The following is a 1,102-nucleotide window of genomic DNA, read 5'->3' as shown; positions in this document are numbered from 1 at the left end:
GAGCGGAAACGGAATGAAACGATTGAAAATCACCAATGACCATGGATGGACGCCACGAACCCTTCGAAAGGAAGAGAAAAAAATCAAAAACATTTCCCTGCGTCAACGCGTCATGGCCGTTCGCCTCGTCATGGAAGGGTATCTGGGGAAAGACGTCGCTTCCATGCTCAACCTGTGCCGCCAAAGCGTCGCATTTTATGTCTCCTTATTCAACGAAGGAGGGCTCGATCTCCTGCTCGATCGGAAATATCCGCCGGGCCGGGAGCCGTTTTTGACACTGGAACAGCAACAGGAACTGAAACAGACGATCTTGACCCACACCCCGGCCGAACTCGGTTGGGACATCGCTTCTTCTTGGAATACGCGGATTCTTCAGTCTTATATCCGCGAACACTACGAGGTGGACATGTCCCGGGAAGGAATTCGCAAACTTTTACATCGAATGAGATTGTCTTGGACTCGTCCCACCTATACCCTGGCCAAAGGCGATGCCGAACAACAGCAGGCGTTTGAAAAACAAATGGATCTCATTAAAAAAACTGATCACTCCCGATACGATTCTTTTATATGCCGATGAAACTCATGTCCGGTCTTATCAAATCCTGCGGGCCACTTGGTCGGAGGCAGGCCGGCAAAAACAAGTGCCCACGTACGGCCATCATGCCCACGTTTCTGTATTTGGGGCGGTGAATGTGCTCAATGGGGACACCGTTCTTCATCGAGCAGTCGCTGCGAATGCGACGACGTTTTTGGATTTTTTAAAGATCTTGAAGAGCCGTTATCCAGACCAGCTGATCGTGCTCGTGCTCGACAATGCCCGCATCCACCATGTCAAAATGGTGAGAGATTTCTTGCGCCAAGAAGGGGAATCGTTTCACTTGATCTTTTTACCTCCTTATTCCCCACAGCTGAATCCCATCGAACGCTTGTGGAAATGGCTCAAGGATGCGGTCATTGCCAATGTGTTTCACAAAGATCAAATGGATATTGACCAAGCCATTGCCCGGTTTATGGAATATATAGATCAACAACCGGAAGAGGTGCTTCGACGCTTGGGGTGTGCAGCGTGATGCAAAGGTTAACTTTTCAAGGTGCATTTATA

Annotated in this window: 2 protein-coding genes; both read left to right on the top strand. The window is 49.2% G+C overall.

Annotation, left to right across the window (positions count from 1 at the left end):
• A partial coding sequence (locus tag ETC02_RS16625; protein ID WP_483299735.1) for a helix-turn-helix domain-containing protein occupies positions 1-577 on the top strand: 577 nt, incomplete at its 5' end.
• Complete coding sequence (locus ETC02_RS16620) at positions 489-1,070, top strand: IS630 family transposase (RefSeq protein WP_171698447.1); 582 nt, start codon at positions 489-491, stop codon at positions 1,068-1,070. The genes ETC02_RS16625 and ETC02_RS16620, both read left to right, overlap by 89 nt.
• Positions 1,071-1,102: the final 32 nt, after the last annotated feature.

This window comes from Geobacillus sp. DSP4a, assembly GCF_013096875.1.
Lineage (GTDB): Bacteria > Bacillota > Bacilli > Bacillales > Anoxybacillaceae > Geobacillus > Geobacillus thermophilus.
Note: the sequence above shows the minus strand (reverse complement) of the source record. Positions and strands in the feature narration are given on the sequence as shown.